We start from the raw sequence: 15,480 nt of genomic DNA on the forward strand, positions 1-15,480 counted from the left end.
CTACACTCCGCCCTGGGATACCAATCTCCGGCCGAGTACGAGCAATGCGCCTAACCCGAGAGTGTCCACTTTTGCGTAGGAAGTCCCAACCGCTGCGCGATTCATCTGTACCTGGGTGTTAGGCACTCAGATGAGGCTTCAGACGGCAATCTTTGTTTTGATGCTTCTGCTTTCGGGTTGCCACACCGCACCCATGCTGTCCCCCGCACCCTTCGACCTGACGACTCCCGGTTTTTCCAGTGAACAATTGTCCCCTCAGCTGTTCCGCGTGATGCACGTAGGGCGCAGCGGACAGAGCTTGAAGAGAGTTCGAAGAGAGTTGGAGCAGCATGTCCAACCCCTGTGCTCCGGTTCATATGAGCTAGATCATGTGGAAGAAATCATTATGGTTGTTGCACACGCCCCCGCCGAGGGGGGCTACTCCGTTCGTGCAATGGCCTCCTGCCATGGATAGAGGCGCTGCCGATCTACCCAAGTGCGCGTATCGGCGGAAACCGCTACGCGGTTCCGCTCAACTTGGGTGTTAGCCATGAGCCCCATGAGTGTCAGGACGCTTTTCACCATACTTCTGCTAGTCATCAGCGCGTGGCTTCCAACGTCACTTTTTGCGAGGGCGGTCAACAGTTCCAACTACACGCAGTCATTCGCAGACTCAAGCTTCGCTGCCGTGGCCACGATCAGGAGCGGAGAGACGCTGCAAGACGGCCGGTTCCTCTACGATCTTGCGACCGAATTGACACTTTCCCAGGACGGCCCAACAGGAGATTTTTCCCTTTGTTCTTTCGAGCCGTTGTTGATTGGCCAGCGAGTTCTAGTCGCCGCCTCGTCTCAGGCCACAAACGCCAGAAGTTGCGAACATACGCACAGCTCTCACACCAATTACTGGATTGTGGTGCCCCTTTTCATGACGGAGGAGTGTTTTGAGGGCCCAACCAGGTTGTTTCTCGCCCTCGGATCCGACGAGGCAGAAAGACTTCGCTGCAGTTCAGATGACGTCCGTCACCAGCCTTCAAGACCGGGTACTGATTGGCCGAGCTTTTTCTACTCCCGCCGCAATGTGTTCTTTCCGCTAGACGATTTCGTCCTCTGTGTGGAGCGATCAGTGAAGACGATCGAGTTCGATACGGAGCCCGCCGTCGAACCCGAAGAGCGAGCTCTTCGTGGTCCCGACGGCGTCTAACTTCGCGTTTCAGCGGAAGCCGCTGCGCGGTTCCGCTGAACTTGAGTTTTAGGTGTCGCATGGAGCAGCGTCGCGCCATGCCGTTTGGCACCTAACAATTTCGTCCAAGCCGACGCCGCCTCGCGGCGCGGCTCAATTCAGGTGTTGGGCCAATAGACCAATGACAGACTCTTTCGTATGCGCAACGTGCGGACAAGAACACAGCGGGCTTCCGCTCGACTACTCGTATGGCCTTCCCGATGAGGTTTACGACCTTAGCTATCTGGAACGCTACTTGCGGTGCAGGAGTAATTCGGACCTATGCGCGCTTGACGAGTCCCGCTTCTTTCTACGCGGAGTTACTCCCCTTCCATTCACAGACTCGGAAGGCGAATTCTGCTGGGGGGTCTGGGTCGAGGTTTCTCAGGAGGATCACGACAGGTACGTCCGGGGATTCTTCGAAGACCTATCGACGGAGCCCAGCTTTGCTGCAAAGTTGGCGAACAATATCGCGGGATACGGGGGCACCTTAGGCCTCAGCGTGCTCGCAAGGTTCGGTGCGACTGGCCAGCGTCCAAGCTTCCACTTTGCTGCGGCCGACCAACACCAACTGGCCCAAGACCAACGACAAGGCATAACCGCTGAGCGGCATCACGAGATTCTTCATGCTTGTGGCCACTTCAATCGCAGTGCAGCCTAACGGCGATTCCCATGCACCTTTTTGTTGCCACGCCTAACTGCGCATTCCAGCGGAAAACATCGCCTAGCGGCGGGGGATTCGCTTAACTTGGGTGTTAAACCGGTTTATGGCTCAAGACGTGTCAGACATTTCCACAGCGGAGCACTACACGTGGGGTGGTGTGTGCGATGGCTGGCATTTGCTCAAAGACCCGGCGCTTAGCGTCATCCAAGAGCGGGTTCCTCCGTCGGTCGGAGAAGCTCCGCACTTTCATGTACGGGCGCGCCAGTTCTTCTATGTGCTGTCTGGTACAGCCACTATGGAGTTCGGAGACAAAAAGGTTACGTTCGGCCCAAATCAAGGGCTCCACGTGCCGCCCAACACGCCCCATCGGTTCGTCAACTACTCGGACGCAGATGTAGTATTTCTGGTCATCTCGTCTCCAACCACAGCCGGCGATCGCATTGATGTGTCGGGACCGCCTTGACAATTCATTCAAGCCGATGCCGCTTCGCGGCACGGCTTAACTCAGGTGTTAGGCCGCAACCTACCTCAACCGCAACTTCTTGTTTTGGAGGCTCTATGCGCATCTTGGTAGCAACTGCAATCGCTGCTGCCGGCATCGTGGCAGCAACCGTGGCAACGGCCATCGCTTCTCAGGAAAGCCCCCGCACACTCGAGCAATGCGCCGCGCTGCTGCCGGCGGGAAAGGTCTACTCGTTCGAAATCATCGGCAGTATTGACGCTACGGGGTCAGCCCCGGCCCTGTCCGGTGAGATGTCCGTGTCCGATGGCACTGAAGTCGATCGCTCCGAGGAGACAGCTGCGTTTGGCCAGTGCGTAGTCGGGATTCTCCGCTAGTGCGTCAGGTTGAGAATCAGACAGCGATAGAGACTGTGGAGCGGCGCAGTGTGGCGACTCGCTCTTCCACTGGGAACAACGACAAGCGTTAGGCAGTACATGTACAGACCACGCTGACCCCTACCTTCGCGTTTCAGCGGATTCGCCAATTGGCGCTGGCGTATCCGCTGGACTTGGGTGTCAGTCCTCAGGAGATTGAGATGCCGCAACACGAAAAGATCAATTACGTTGAATTCCCCTCGCAGGACTTGGCGGCGACGAAGGCCTTCTTCCACCGAGCGTTCGGATGGTCGTTCGTGGACTATGGCCCCGAGTACGCGGCTTTCTCCAACGAGGGCCTTGACGGTGGCTTCTTCAAGTCAGGGTTGGCCTCGCGTACCGACAACGGCGGTTCGCTTCTCGTGTTCTACAGTGATGACCTCGAAGGCACGCTCGAAAAGGTCCAGGAGGCTGGCGGACGCATCGTCAAGCCAATCTTTTCATTCCCAGGTGGGCGCAGGTTTCACTTCACGGAGCCGGGCGGAAATGAGCTCGCTGTCTGGGGGCCCGATGAGGCCTGAGTTCTTGTCCGCCGCGTTGTTGGCCGCACCCAATGCCAACGAGTACTATGCAAAACTTGGTTTCGAGCACAACCAGCGCCCGTGGCTTCTTCGTGGAAGCTGGCCCGTGACGGGACAGGACAGCACAGGACTGCGTTCAGCGTGAGCCGATGATCCGGAGCTTCATTTACGACACGCTAATCCTCAGGCTCACATCCCGGTGGTATGCGGAGATGCTGGGCCGGATTCCCGAAGGTGCCAAGCTGCTGGACGTGGGCATCGGAACGGCCGGCGCGCTGGTGGCGAATGCCGATCTGGCGAGGCGGAAACGCTTCCACATCACCGGCATCGACATCGATGTCGACTACGTAGCAAGGGCCCGGGAAAGGCTTCGTGGCTCCCCGCTGGAGGATCGCGCCGAAGCGCGCCTGGAATCCATCTACGATCATCGTGGCGGTCCGTATGACGCGGTGTGCTTCTCGGGGAGCTTCATGCTCCTGCCCGATCCCGTGGAGGCGCTGCGTCACTGCCGCTCGCTGCTGGGCCCGGACGGGCGCATCTATTGCACCTTGACCGTCCAGATGGAATCGGCGCCTTTGATGGAGATCCTCAAGCCCATGTTGAAGTGGGTCACGAGTATCGATTTCGGCCGGGTCACCTACGAAGCCGAGTTCAAGGCGCAGCTCCTGTCTGCAGGATTCGAGCTGGAGGAGTTCACCCCCCTGGGCCGCCTGGGCAGTCGCGTTGGCCACATCGCCGTTGCGAGGCCGTTGTAGCATCCCACTTCATGCCTGGCCGATTCGATGGACTATCAACTCGTCATCAAGTTCTGGAGAAAGTCGCTGGACAGCGAGGCCTTCCTTGCAACCATTGAGGACGACCTGAAGTCGGTGCTGGGTGGCGGCGCCGTGGTGGATGGTTACGACGTCAGCGCCAAGGAGATCAACCTGTTCGTGCTGACGGCCGATCCGCGGCAATCCTTTCGACGTGCCAAGGGCGTGCTGGAGGAACTGGGCGTCGTGAATGGGGTTTCGGCCGCCTTTCGCCTGGTGGGTGGCGCACGCTTCACCACCCTCTGGCCGTTGCGCGCCACCCGGAAATTCACCCTGCCGTAGTGGACGACTGCAACATGGCACGTGTCACGAGCACAACGCGCTCGGCTGCGTCGGCAATCGCGATCGCCCTTCTGGCGAGTTCGTGCGCGCACCTTGCCGACCCGTTCCCGCCGTCCCATGCAACGCAGTCCCCGCTGGAACTGGAGCGCGTCCTGGAAGCACGCCTGGATTCGCTGGTTTCGCGTGGATTCTCCGGCGCGGTGCTGGTCGCCGTCGGCGAGGAGACCGTGTTGCGCAAGGGCTATGGGCTCGCGGACCGGGAGAGGCGAATCCCGATGACGCCCACCAGCGTCGTTCCGATCGCGTCGGTCGCGAAGCAGTTCACCGCCGCGGCCATCCTCAGGCTTGAACAGGACGGGGAGCTCTCGGTGTCAGATCCGATCGCCAGGTTCTTTCCCGACCTGCCCGATTCGCACGCCGGCATCACCATCCAACAACTGCTTACGCATACGGCAGGCATCCCGACGACGGTGGTGCCCTGCTCGCGTCGGGAGGCCGGGCACGTCGACCGCGATGAATTCGTTTCCCGGGCGATGCGGGCAGACCTGCTGTTCGCGCCAGGCGAGGGACACGGCTACTCGAACGCAGGCTACGAACTGCTGGGGGCGGTCATCGAGATCGCCTCGGGCATGGACTTCGAGACCTACCTCAAGGACGTCCTGTTCCACCCATCGGGCATGTACGCCACTGGATACTCGACACGGACATGGCCCGACGGCGAGCCCATGACCGTGGGGTATCGCGAGGACGGGACCCGCTGGGGAACCTTCCACGAGCTGTTCTGGGGAGCCCATGGACCGCTGTGGTGCAACCGCGCCTCGGGCGCCCTGCTTTCGACGATCGACGATCTGCATGGATGGCATGCGGCATTGACCGGAGGGGTGGTGCTTTCCCCGCTTCAGGTGGCAAAGCTGTCCACTCCGTTCGTTCCGGCGGACGGGCAGATCGCCTCGGCCTACGGATACGGGTGGGAGATCTCCACGACACGCAGGGGCACGCGGATGGTGGGGCACGATGGCAGCCTCAACCGCATCTTCGAGGCGGATTTCCGCATGTACGTCGACGAGGACGTGCTGATCATCGTTGTCGGAAATTCGGGCCAACTCGGTGCGAACGACGCAGCTCGGGAACTGGCATCGGTCGTCTTTTGAAACGACGACCCTCTCGGGTCGACGCCGGCGGGATAAACTGCCCGCCATGACCGACACCCCGCCGCGGGGCCGCGCGCTGGCCGTCACCGCGCTGGCCCTCGCCTACCCCATCCTGACCCATCTGGGCGTCCACCTTGGCAGCGTGGCGCTGATCTGCGCGGCACTGTCGGTGCTGGTGTTGCTGGTGCTGTCGGCGCCGCTGCTGGCCGGACGGGCGTGGGCATGGCTGGTGTGCGCCGCGACCCTGCTCACGCTGGCGCTGCTGGGCCGTGCCGGCGAGGTGGCCGAGGCCGGCATGCTGCTGTTCCTGCCGCCGGTGGTGCTGTATTTGGCGCTGGCATGGTTCTTCGGCCGCACGCTGATGCCCGGCAGGCAACCGCTGATCAGCCGGCTGGTCTGGCACCTCCACGATCGCCCGCCGGCCCTGCCCGCCGACATCGCGGCCTATACCCGGACGCTGACGCTGATGTGGGCGCTGCTGTTGGCTGCCATCGCCACGACCAATGCGACGTTGGCCCTTCTGGCCACGCCCGACGGCGTGCTGGAGCTGGCCGGCTATGTTCCGCCGGTGAGCGTTCCGCGAACGGTGTGGTCGCTGGTGGCGAACTTCCTGAGCTTCACGCTGGTGGTGGGATTCATGGCCGGGGAGTACGTGTGGCGATGGTTCCGTTTTCCCGGGGAAAGGCACCGCTTCCGCAGCGTGTTCGACTTCATCGACCGCATGCGCACGACCTTCCCCGCGCTATGGCGCGACCTGGCGGGGTGAGTCGATGACCGGCCCAGGGCTGCGCATCCGTCGTTCGTGGCGACCGCTGACCTGGGCCATGCTGGTGCTGGTACACCTGGCGGGTGCCGCGATGGCCGTGGCCGGACACTGGACGCCCGCGCTGGCGCTGGTGGCGGCATCGCACCTGGCGCTGCTGTGGGGCACGCTGCGACCGGCGTCACCCCTGCTGGGGGCGGTGGCGACAGGCCTGGACACCCAGGCGCGGGAAGTGTGGCTGACGATCGACGACGGCCCCTCGCCGGACACCGCCGCGCTGCTGGACGTGCTGGACCGGCACCAGGCGAAGGCCACCTGGTTCGTGGTGGGCGAACGCGCAGGCCGCCGCCCGGATGCGGTCGCGGCGCTGTATGCGCGCGGCCACCAGCTGGGCAACCACAGCCAGTCCCACCCGGCCCCGTGGTTCTGGGCGCTGCCCCCGTCGGCGATCGCCGGGGAGATCGGGCAGGCCCAGCTGACGCTGTCCGCCCTGGGTCCGGCGCCCCGGCTGTTCCGGGCGGTGGTCGGCATGGCCAACCCGTTCGTGGCGCCGGTGCTGGCGCGCCACGGGCTGGTGCGCGTGGGCTGGAGTGCACGCGGCTTCGATGCGACGACGGCCGACCCCGAGGTGGTGGTGCGGCGGATCCTGCGCGACCTGCGGCCCGGCGCGATCATCCTGCTGCACGAGGGGGCGGCGCACGGCCGCAGTGTGGAGATCATCACGCGCGTGCTGGACGCGCTGTCGGAACGAGGCTACCGCTGCGTGCTGCCGACGCTCAGCGCGACGCCACCACCAGCCAGTTGTTGAACGGGGTGCGCCCCCACAGGGGCTGGAAGCGGGTGGACAGTCCTTCGCGTGCCAGCAACGACTCAAGCTGCGCGCGCTCGGGGTAGCGACGCGGCCCGGCGTTCATCCAGCCGATGGCGCGCGAAAGCACGTCCACGCCCCGAGTGACCCGCGCGCGCCAGCAGGTGCCGGCCAGCCCGGTGCGGATGACCAGCCGGCCGCCCGGGGCCACGCGCCGCGCGGCCTCACGCAGCAGCGGCTGCTGGGCTTCGGGTGGCAGGAACTGCAACACGTCCAGGATGGTGACGCTGCCGCTGTGCGCGGGCAGGCCGCGCGAAAGATCGATGCAGTCGAAGTGCGCCTGGCGGAGCCCGGCATTGCCTGCGGCCGTCGTGGCACGGGCGATCTTGCCGGCATCGTTGTCGACACCGGAGTAGGCCAGATCAAGACCGACCGCGGACAGGTGGTGCGCCAGCAGGCCCAGGCCGCAACCCAGGTCCAGCAGCGGTCCCCGCGAGCCCGCCAGCGCGCCGGCCACCCCGTCGTAAAGCGGGTCGGAGGACAGTTTCGAGCGCGCGTAGTGGTAGTCCCAGCGGCTGGGCAGGAACGCCCGCGCGAGGGCATCGCGTGCCGCGGCATCAAGGGGTGCAGGCGTTGCGGCGTCGAGGTCGGGCACGATCGATCCTGCAAGATGGCAGCGCAGACTATCGCCGCCAATGCGTGGCAAGGCAACGCCAGTCGGTGCCGGCTGCGTCACTGACCTGACATCGTGCAGGGGCCATAATCGCCCGTTGTCCAGCAAACCGCGAACCCATGAAGTCCTACGCCTTGATGTTGCTGGTGCTGTGCGCCGGCGGATGCGCCAGCGCCCCTTCGGCCCCTGCGACGCCTTCCGCACCGCTGCAGGTGCCGCCCGCCGACGGGCGCGCGGGGGAGACCCCGGAGTGGTGGTTCCTCAGCGGCGCGGCGGCGCGCAGCAGCGCGGGGCCGACACCCACGCGGCGCGCAACCGCCATCCTCTTCATCGGTGACGGCATGGGGGGTGGCCACGGTGTCGGCGGCGCGCATCTTCGCCGGACAGCAGCAGGGGCAACCGGGCGAGGAACACCTGCTGGCGTTCGAGGCGTTCGACCACACCGCGCTGGTGAAGACCTACAACACCGACCAGCAGACCCCGGACTCCGCCGGCACGATGACCGCGATGATGAGCGGTGTGAAGACGCGGGCCGGTGTGATCGGCGTGGACTCGGAGGCACCGCGCGCCGCGTGCGCCGATTCACACGGCACCGAAGTGCCCAGCCTGATGGCGCTGGCGCAGCGCGCCGGCATGGGCACCGGCATCGTCACCAATACGCGCATCACGCACGCCACCCCGGCGGCGGTCTTCGCGCACGGCCCGGAGCGCGGCTGGGAATCCGACGCGCAGCTTTCGCCAACCGCCCGCGCGCAGGGCTGTTCCGACCTTGCCCGCCAGCTGGTGGAGTCCGACGTGGGCTCGCGGCTGGACGTGGTGATGGGCGGTGGGCGGCTGATGTTCCTTCCCGCGGGGCAGTCCGACCCGGAGTACCCGCAGCGCCGCGGCCTGCGCCGCGACGGGCGCGACCTGGTCGAGGAGTGGCGGGACCGGCATCCGGCCGGCCGCTGGGCGTGGAACCAGGAGCAATTCGAGGCACTCGACCTTTCCGCGCCGGGGCCCATCCTGGCCCTGTTCGACCCCGACCACATGAAGTTCGAGCACGATCGACCGCGCGACCGCGCCGGAGAGCCGAGCCTGGCGGAAATGACCGCGGCCGCCATCACCCGGCTGCAACACGCACCGGGCGGCTATGTGCTGATGGTCGAAGGCGGGCGCATCGACCACGCGCATCATTTCGGCAATGCGTTCCGTGCGCTGAGCGATACGGTGGCGTTTTCCGACGCGGTGGCGGTGGCCGATGCGATGACCGACGCCCGGGAGACGCTGATCCTGGTGACCGCCGACCACAGCCATGTGCTGAGCTTCGCCGGCTACCCCCGCCGTGGCAACCCGATACTGGGGAAGGTGGAAGTCGGGTCGCGTTCGGGCGCCACGCGCCTGGCGCTCGATGGCACGCTGCAGCCCTACACCACGCTGAGCTATGCCAATGGCCCGGGTTACGCGGGTGCCAGCGCCTCGCAGCCCGAGGGCCCCAAGCGCTTCCTGCACGCCGGCAGCAACTTCGAGGCCAGCCGTGGCGGCCGACCGGACCTGAGCGGGGTGGACACGACCGACCCGGACTACCTGCAGGAAGCGATGGTGCCGCTGGGCAGCGAGACCCACGGCGGCGAGGACGTGCCGCTGTACGCCCGCGGGCCCGGTGCCAGCGCGGCACGCGGCGTGCTGGAGCAGCACGTGCTGTTCCACATCATGGTGCAGGCAACGCCGGCGCTGCGCGGGCTGCTGTGCGCCGCCGGCGCCTGCGAGAACGGCGTGCCGGCACGGCTGCTCAGACCCGGCGAACTGCCGGATTGAATCACCCCACGGCGCCTAGGCGCGGTGGTAGGGGTGGTTGGCGAGCAGGCTGGCGGCGCGGTAGAGCTGCTCGGCGACGAGCAGGCGCACCAGCATGTGCGGCAGGGTGAGCGGGCCGAGCGACCAGCGCTCGTCGGCGGCCTGTTCGATCTCCGGCGCATGGCCCTCGGGGCCACCGATCAGGAAGGCCAGGTCGCGACCCTGGTGGCGCCAGGCCTCCAGGCGTTCGGCCAGGGCTTCGGAGCTGTAGGCCTTGCCGCGCCCATCCATCGCAACGACGAGGGCGCCCTTGGGCAGGGCGGCAAGCACCCTCGCACCCTCGTCGGCCATCGCGCGCGCCGGATCCAGGCCCTTGCCGCGACGACCCGGCGTGACCTCGTGCAGTTCCAGCGGCAGCCAGTGCGAGAGGCGCTTGGCGTATTCGGCGTAACCGGTGGCGACCCAGTCGGGAGCGCGCTCGCCGACGGCGATCAGGCGGGCCTTCATCGCGACACGCGCGCCGATGGCCCGGATGAGGTGTCCGGGCGCATCGCCTTCGCTTCAGGCGCGGCGTGCGCCGTCGACGTCGTCGTCTTCGGATGCAAGCTCGTCGTCGCCTTCGCCGGGCGGCTGGTCGCCGACCGTCCACAGGCGCTCGATCGCATAGAACTCGCGCACCCGCGGCAGCATGATGTGCACCAGCACGTCGCCGAGGTCGACCAGCACCCACTCTGCTTCGCGCTCGCCCTCGACGCCGAGCGGCTGCATGCCGGCCTTCTTGACGAAGCGGATCACTTCATCGGCGATCGACTTGACGTGACGGCTGGAGGTGCCCGAGGCGATCAGCATGTAGTCGCAGACGCTGGTCTTGCCGCGGACGTCGATCTCGGAGGTGTCCTTGGCCTTGATCTCGGCCAGGGCTTCGTGGACAAGGCCCAGGAGGACTTCGGGGGACGGGGCTGGATCGGGAATCTTGGTCTTGATGACCTTGGCTTCGGTGCTCAAGTGCTAACCACCTCGAGGGGGCATATACAGGGGAAGGGGTAATTATATCCCCCGCAGGCGCGGGGCGTCGCGATGGCCGTCGGCACGGGTCTATTGCCGGTCCGCGGCAACGCCGTAGAGGCCATGGCGGCGGATATGGGCCGCCACCGCCGAGGGAACCCACTGCTGCCAGTCCCCTCCCCCTGCGATGCGCTCGCGCACGCCCGTGGCGGACTCCGGACGCGGTGGCAGCTGCAGGCGGGCCAGGTGCCCGGACGGGGTTTGGTGCAGCTGGCCGGGATCCTCGACCCAGTGGCCACCGGCGTGTGCGCGAAGCTCGGCGGGCCAGGTGGCCTCGATGTCCGCGACGTGTTCCCTCACCTGCCCCTTCGTGTCCGGGCGCTGGGCGATGATCCAATGGGCCAGGCCGAGCAGCTCGCGCCATCGGTGCCACCGCGACAGGCCGGCGAACGCGTCCTCGCCGACCAGCCAGGCCAGCGGCGCGTTCGGACCGAGTTCCCGGCGCAGTTCAAGCAGGGAGTCGACACTGTAGGACGGGCCGGCACGTCGGAGTTCGCGTGTGTCCAGGTGCAGCCGCGGCTCGCCGCGCAGGGCCAGCTCGAGCATCGCCACGCGCTGGGCGGCATCGACCCGGGGTGGCGGGCGGTGCGGTGGATCGGCGGCAGGCAGCAGGTGGACGTCGGCGTGGAAGTGTCGGACCGCTTCGCGCGCGACAGCCAGGTGGCCGTTGTGGACCGGATCGAAGGTGCCGCCGAAAACGATGCGCAGCGCGCCCATCAGGCGCCGACCAGCCCCGCGGCGCGCGACTGCGAGACGGCCACCAGCAGGCGCTCGAGCGCCAGCCACGCGTCGCCGTCCTCGCGCCCCTTGGACATGCGGTCGATGCGGCCGCATTCGATCGCGAAGCGCTCCCACACGGCGGGCGGGTGGCGGCGCAGCAGCTTGAGGTAGTCCGCCTTGCGCGAATCCCACACGTTGGCCGCGCGGAACGCCTGGGCCATGTTGCCCCCGGCAGCCTGCACGCCGGCCAGCATCGCCAGGCGCCGCAGCTCGGTGACGACCCAGCCCATGAGGCCGGGAACCTGCTCGCCCTCGGCGCGCAGCGAGGCGAGCACCCGCACGGCGCGGCGTGCATCGCCGGCCAGCGTGGCCTCCATCAGGCCGAAGACGTTGTAGCGGGCCGAATCGGCGACGGCGGCGGCCATCGACTCGGCATCCAGGCGTGCGCCGGGATGCAGCAGCGCCAACTTGTCGATCTCCTGCGCGGCCGCCAGCAGGTTGCCTTCCACCCGCTCGACCAGCACCGACACCGCGGCGGCATCGGCCTGCAACCCGGCGCGCTGCATCCGCGCACGCAGCCAATTCGGCAGTTCGTCGCCACGCAGCGGCGTGAGCGTGGCGGCATGCCCGACCCGGGCCACGGCCTGGCTCCACTTGCCGCCGTGCTTGTTGCTCCATTCACCGCCGATGATCAGCAGCAGCGTGTCCGGTGGCGGGTTGTCGCAGTACTTGACGATGAAATCGGCGCCGGCCTTGCCCGGCTTGGCCGTCGGCAGGCGCAGCTCGAAGATGCGGCGGGTGGAGAACAGGCTCAGCGCGCTGAGGTTGCCCTCGATCTGGTCCCAGTCGAAGCGCTCGTCGATGTCGAAGACCTCGCGCTCGAGGAACCCCTCGGCCCGAGCGCGGGCACGGATTGCATCGGCAAGTTCCTGGACCCGCAGGATCTCGTTGCCTGCCACCAGGTGGACCGGCTTGAGCGGCTGGCGTTCCTGGTGCGAGGGCCCGCCCATGGAATCAGCGGCTGCCCAGCGCTGCGTCCACCCGGCGCAGGATGGCGGCCACCATGTCGCGTTGCAGTTCCTCGCGGATGACGTCCTGTTCCTCGCTGGTGCCGAAGGCCGCGGTGGCGTCGTAGGCGTACTCGCGCGAAAGCTCGACCGCCTGCAGGGGCATCACGACCTCGCCATCGGCCGCATTGAGCTCGAAGGTGACGACGTAGCGCGTGGCCCACTCGCGCACGCGCGCGGTGTCGTCGACCAGCAAGGGGCCGTCGACCCAGCGCTCATCGACCAGGCGCAGGGTGCCGGTGGCCTGGTCGTGCCCGGTGCGGCCAGCACGTCGCGCGCTGCAGCGCCCGGCTCAGGCCGGCGGCCACCGGGTTGTAGGGGTCGCGCGAATCGACGCGCAGCGGTCCCACATCGGGCGGCACCTGCAGCGCGCCACGCGGCTGGAAACCGCAGGCCACCAGAAGGCACAGCGCCAGGGCGAGGAGGAGTAGCCGCGACATGCCCATCAGGCCACCACGATGTTGACGATCTTGCCGGGAACCACGATCACCTTGCGCACGGTCTTGCCCTCGATGAATTTCTGCACGTTTGCATCCGCCATGGCCTGGGCCTCGACCGCTTCCTTGCCGGCGTCGGGCGCCACGTCGATGGTCGCACGCAACTTGCCGTTCACCTGCACGGCCAGCGTGAGCGAATCGCGCGCCAGCGCGGCCTCGTCGACCTGCGGCCAGGGCAGGTCCTCGATCAGCGCCTCCGGGTGGCCGAGGCGCTGCCACAGCGCGTGGCTTGCATGCGGGGTGATCGGGTTGAGCAGCTTCACCACCGCTTCCAGCGCCTCCTGCCGCACGGCCTGGCCGTCGGCGTCGGCGGGCTCGAACTTCGCCAGCGCGTTGAGCAGCTCCATCACCGCGGCGATGGCGGTGTTGAAGCTGTAGCGGCGTGCGTAGTCGTCGCCGACCTTGCGGATGGTCTCGTGCAGCTGGCGGCGGATCGCACGGGCCTCGGGCGTGGACGCCCGTGGCGTGCCCTGCCCGGCCGCGGTGCCGGCGGCCACGTGCTTGTCGACCAGGTTCCACAGCCGCTTGAGTAAGCGCGCCATGCCCTCGACGCCGGCCTCGTTCCACTCCAGGCTCTGCTCGGGCGGGGCGGCGAACATCGAGAACAGGCGCACGGTGTCGGCGCCGTAGCGGTCGACCATCGACTGCGGATCGACGCCGTTGTTCTTGGACTTCGACATCTTCTCGATGCCGCCCACGTGCACCGGCTGGCCATCGGCGGCCAGCTTCGCGCCGCTCACGCGGCCACGCTCGTCGCGCTCGACCTCGACGTCGGCCGGGTTGAACCATTCCTTGGAGCCGTCGGCGTTGTCGCGGTAGTAGGTCTCGGCGATCACCATGCCCTGGCACAGCAGCGCTTGGCCGGCTCGTCGCTGTCCACCAGGCCCTCGTCGCGCATGAGCTTGTGGAAGAAGCGGAAGTACAGCAGGTGCATGATGGCGTGCTCGATCCCACCGATGTACTGGTCGACCGGCAGCCAGTGGTTGGCGCGCGAATCCACCAGGCCGTCGGCACCGGGCGAGGTGTAGCGCGCGTAGTACCAGCTCGACTCCATGAAGGTGTCGAAGGTGTCTGTCTCGCGCTCGGCGGGGCCGCCGCACTTGGGGCAGGTGGTCTTGCGCCATTCCGGGTCGGCCTTGATCGGCGAACCGGTGCCCATGAACTCGACGTCCTCGGGCAGCACCACCGGCAGCTGGTCTTCCGGAACCGGCAGCGCGCCGCAGTGCTCGCAGTAGACGACCGGGATCGGGCAGCCCCAGTAGCGCTGGCGGCTGACGCCCCAGTCGCGCAGGCGGAAGTTGACCCGGCGCTGCGCACGCTTGCCCAGCGCGTCGGCGATCGCGTCGAAGGCCTCGCGGAAACCCAGTCCGTCGAACTCACCCGAGTTCACCAGCTTGAGGTCATCGCGGGTCTTGTCGGCGTACCAGTCCTGCCAGGTGGCCGGGTCGTAGGTTTCATCGCCGGCCTGCACCACCTGCCGGATCGGCAGGCCGTAGCGGGTGGCGAACTCGAAATCGCGCTCGTCGTGGCCCGGGACGGCCATGACCGCACCGGTGCCGTAGCCCATCAGCACGAAGTTGGCGACCCACACCGGCAGCTTGTCGCCGCTGATCGGGTGGATGGCGAACAGGCCGGTGTCGATGCCCTTCTTCTCGCCGGTCTCGATGTCGGCCTCGGCGGTGCCGCCGCGGCGGCACTCCTCGATGAATTCGTGCACCGCCGGCTTGCCGGCCCCGGCCCACTTCGCCAGCGGGTGCTCGGCGGCCACGGCCAGGTAGGTGGCCCCCATCAGCGTGTCCGGGCGCGTGGTGAACACGCTCAGCGGCTCGGCCAGCGCCTCGACCTCGAAGCTGACCTGCAGGCCCTCGGAGCGGCCGATCCAGTTGCGCTGCATGGTCTTGACCGCGTCGGGCCAGCCTTCGAGCGTGTCGAGGCCGTCGAGCAGTTCCTGCGCGTAGTCGGTGATCTTCAGGAACCACTGCGGGATCGAGCGCTTCTCGACGATGGCGCCGGAGCGCCAACCGCGACCATCGACGACCTGCTCGTTGGCCAGCACGGTCTGGTCGACCGGATCCCAGTTCACCACCGAGTCCTTGCGGTAGACCAGGCCCTTGGTCATCAGCCGGGTGAACATCAACTGTTCCCAGCGGTAGTAGTCCGGCCGCAGGTGGCGAACTCGCGCGACCAGTCGATCGCGTAGCCCAGCGCCTTGAGCTGGCCGCGCATGTGCTCGATGTTGGCGTAGGTCCACTTCGCCGGCGCGGTCTTGTGCTTGATCGCGGCGTTCTCGGCCGGCAGGCCGAACGCGTCCCAGCCCATCGGCTGCAGCACGTTGCGCCCCTGCATGCGCTGGAAGCGGCTGATGACGTCGCCGATGGTGTAGTTGCGCACGTGCCCCATGTGCAGCGCGCCCGACGGGTACGGCAGCATGGACAGGCAATAGAAGGTGTCGCGGCCGGCGTCCTCGGTGACCTCGAAGGCGCGGGTGCGGTCCCAGAATTCGCGGGCGGCGGCTTCGATCGGACGCGGATCGTAGGCCCCGGCCTCCGGGGCCGGGGTGGTGGCGGTGTTGGAGGTCATGGCAGCGCAGGCAGGATAAGGCCGCCA

The 15,480-nt window shown here is 67.0% G+C and carries 16 protein-coding genes and 2 pseudogenes; 10 read left to right on the top strand and 8 right to left on the bottom strand.

Going from position 1 to position 15,480, the window contains the following annotated elements; genetic code table 11:
- The first annotated feature begins 1,340 nt into the window (after positions 1-1,340).
- From FU658_RS16085 to FU658_RS11880, 9 genes are all read left to right on the top strand, one after another.
- The gene (locus FU658_RS16085) at positions 1,341-1,859 is read left to right on the top strand and encodes a DUF2199 domain-containing protein (RefSeq protein WP_147892274.1); all 519 of its coding nucleotides are present in this window, start codon (positions 1,341-1,343) and stop codon (positions 1,857-1,859) included.
- 106 nt (positions 1,860-1,965) lie between these two features.
- Positions 1,966-2,325, top strand: a complete 360-nt coding sequence (locus FU658_RS11845) for a cupin domain-containing protein (protein WP_147892275.1) — start codon at positions 1,966-1,968, stop codon at positions 2,323-2,325.
- 95 nt (positions 2,326-2,420) lie between these two features.
- Positions 2,421-2,699, top strand: a complete 279-nt coding sequence (locus tag FU658_RS11850; RefSeq protein ID WP_147892276.1) for a hypothetical protein — start codon at positions 2,421-2,423, stop codon at positions 2,697-2,699.
- A gap of 200 nt (positions 2,700-2,899) precedes the next feature.
- A complete protein-coding gene (locus tag FU658_RS11855) occupies positions 2,900-3,259 on the top strand; it encodes a VOC family protein (RefSeq protein WP_147892277.1) in 360 nt (119 codons plus the stop codon).
- Between the two features lie 149 nt (positions 3,260-3,408).
- A complete protein-coding gene (locus FU658_RS11860; RefSeq protein WP_255505578.1) occupies positions 3,409-4,014 on the top strand; it encodes a class I SAM-dependent methyltransferase in 606 nt (201 codons plus the stop codon).
- Between the two features lie 27 nt (positions 4,015-4,041).
- Positions 4,042-4,353 (top strand): hypothetical protein, encoded by a 312-nt coding sequence (locus FU658_RS11865; protein ID WP_147892278.1) that lies wholly within the window; start codon positions 4,042-4,044, stop codon positions 4,351-4,353.
- Between the two features lie 14 nt (positions 4,354-4,367).
- A complete protein-coding gene (locus FU658_RS11870) occupies positions 4,368-5,504 on the top strand; it encodes a serine hydrolase domain-containing protein (RefSeq protein WP_147892279.1) in 1,137 nt (378 codons plus the stop codon).
- A gap of 46 nt (positions 5,505-5,550) precedes the next feature.
- Entirely contained in the window at positions 5,551-6,270 is a 720-nt protein-coding gene (locus tag FU658_RS11875) for a COG4648 family protein (RefSeq protein WP_147892280.1), read from the top strand.
- Between the two features lie 4 nt (positions 6,271-6,274).
- The gene (locus FU658_RS11880; protein ID WP_147892281.1) at positions 6,275-7,075 is read left to right on the top strand and encodes a polysaccharide deacetylase family protein; all 801 of its coding nucleotides are present in this window, start codon (positions 6,275-6,277) and stop codon (positions 7,073-7,075) included.
- Here FU658_RS11880 and FU658_RS11885 read toward each other — a convergent pair.
- Positions 7,044-7,730: a class I SAM-dependent methyltransferase gene (locus FU658_RS11885; protein ID WP_147892282.1), complete on the bottom strand. Its 687-nt coding sequence runs from the start codon at positions 7,728-7,730 to the stop codon at positions 7,044-7,046. The two genes, FU658_RS11880 and FU658_RS11885, sit on opposite strands and share 32 nt — an antisense overlap.
- A 137-nt stretch (positions 7,731-7,867) precedes the next feature.
- Here FU658_RS11885 and FU658_RS11890 point away from each other — a divergent pair.
- Positions 7,868-9,545 (top strand): annotated as a pseudogene (locus tag FU658_RS11890) (alkaline phosphatase).
- 15 nt (positions 9,546-9,560) lie between these two features.
- Here FU658_RS11890 and rlmH read toward each other — a convergent pair.
- The 7 genes and pseudogenes from rlmH to leuS all read right to left on the bottom strand — a co-directional run bounded on the left by rlmH (position 9,561) and on the right by leuS (position 15,453).
- Positions 9,561-10,031 carry a 23S rRNA (pseudouridine(1915)-N(3))-methyltransferase RlmH gene (gene rlmH / locus FU658_RS11895; protein WP_147892283.1) on the bottom strand — a complete coding sequence of 157 codons (471 nt, stop codon included), beginning with the start codon at positions 10,029-10,031 and terminating at the stop codon, positions 9,561-9,563.
- 54 nt (positions 10,032-10,085) lie between these two features.
- Positions 10,086-10,529, bottom strand: a complete 444-nt coding sequence (rsfS, locus tag FU658_RS11900) for a ribosome silencing factor (protein WP_147892284.1) — start codon at positions 10,527-10,529, stop codon at positions 10,086-10,088.
- Positions 10,530-10,619: 90 nt separating this feature from the next.
- Positions 10,620-11,306, bottom strand: a complete 687-nt coding sequence (nadD, locus tag FU658_RS11905; protein ID WP_147892285.1) for a nicotinate-nucleotide adenylyltransferase — start codon at positions 11,304-11,306, stop codon at positions 10,620-10,622.
- Positions 11,306-12,319 (bottom strand): DNA polymerase III subunit delta, encoded by a 1,014-nt coding sequence (holA, locus tag FU658_RS11910; protein ID WP_147892286.1) that lies wholly within the window; start codon positions 12,317-12,319, stop codon positions 11,306-11,308. The genes nadD and holA overlap by 1 nt, the downstream gene beginning before the upstream one ends.
- A gap of 4 nt (positions 12,320-12,323) precedes the next feature.
- The gene (locus FU658_RS11915) at positions 12,324-12,572 is read right to left on the bottom strand and encodes an LPS-assembly lipoprotein LptE (RefSeq protein WP_147892287.1); all 249 of its coding nucleotides are present in this window, start codon (positions 12,570-12,572) and stop codon (positions 12,324-12,326) included.
- A gap of 19 nt (positions 12,573-12,591) precedes the next feature.
- The gene (locus FU658_RS11920; RefSeq protein WP_147892288.1) at positions 12,592-12,816 is read right to left on the bottom strand and encodes an LPS-assembly lipoprotein LptE; all 225 of its coding nucleotides are present in this window, start codon (positions 12,814-12,816) and stop codon (positions 12,592-12,594) included.
- 5 nt (positions 12,817-12,821) lie between these two features.
- Positions 12,822-15,453 (bottom strand): annotated as a pseudogene (gene leuS / locus FU658_RS11925) (leucine--tRNA ligase).
- Positions 15,454-15,480 lie beyond the last annotated feature (27 nt).

Source organism: Alkalisalibacterium limincola, assembly GCF_008017755.1.
GTDB lineage: Bacteria > Pseudomonadota > Gammaproteobacteria > Xanthomonadales > Xanthomonadaceae > Alkalisalibacterium > Alkalisalibacterium limincola.